The sequence below is a fragment of the Polaromonas sp. P1_G2 genome, assembly GCF_056405515.1.
This window is the reverse complement of the sequence record NZ_JBFUBY010001042.1, coordinates 1-476: the sequence shown is the minus strand read 5'-3', so window position 1 is coordinate 476 and position 476 is coordinate 1. Positions and strand designations below refer to the sequence as shown.

Sequence of the window (476 nt, the reverse complement as noted above, 5' to 3'; positions counted from 1 at the left end):
GAGCAATACGCCGCTCCCCTCGCGCTGCGACCGCCATGCGGATTTCCAGCCATCGCCGTGCAAGGTCAGTGGGTCGGGTGGATTGTTGGGAGGGAAATTCCATCGCCGTCCGTCGAATTCGAATGCGTTGCCGGCGATGCGGTTGACATAGGGCAGCATTGGAAACATGGCCGCGCCCAGCACATTGCCCGCCTCCCATTCTTCCAGCGACAAAGGCCGCATCAGGTCGATGCCGCCGTGCCGGAAATAGGCCAGGCTGCCGCCGATTGCCGGCGCCAGCCCGATCGTCAGCGGTCCAGCAGAGAGTTCGATGAGTTCAGAATGCGCGTCCAAGATCCCGATGGTTCCCGTTTCGGCGGCAGAGCGATGCCAAGGTCCTACTACGATTCGTGGGCGCAAGCAGGTAGACGTAACGTGAAGGCCGGATTTCACGGCATCGCAAGATGAAGGTGCCGCGCGAGCGCATCGAGGATAAG

General features: G+C 61.8%; 1 protein-coding gene. It reads right to left on the bottom strand.

Annotation, left to right across the window (positions count from 1 at the left end; all coding sequences use genetic code 11):
• On the bottom strand, positions 1 to 333 hold a 333-nt coding region (locus AC1D0P_RS28965; protein ID WP_477679888.1), incomplete at its 3' end, for an aldose epimerase family protein.
• Between the last annotated feature and the right edge of the window lie 143 nt (positions 334 to 476).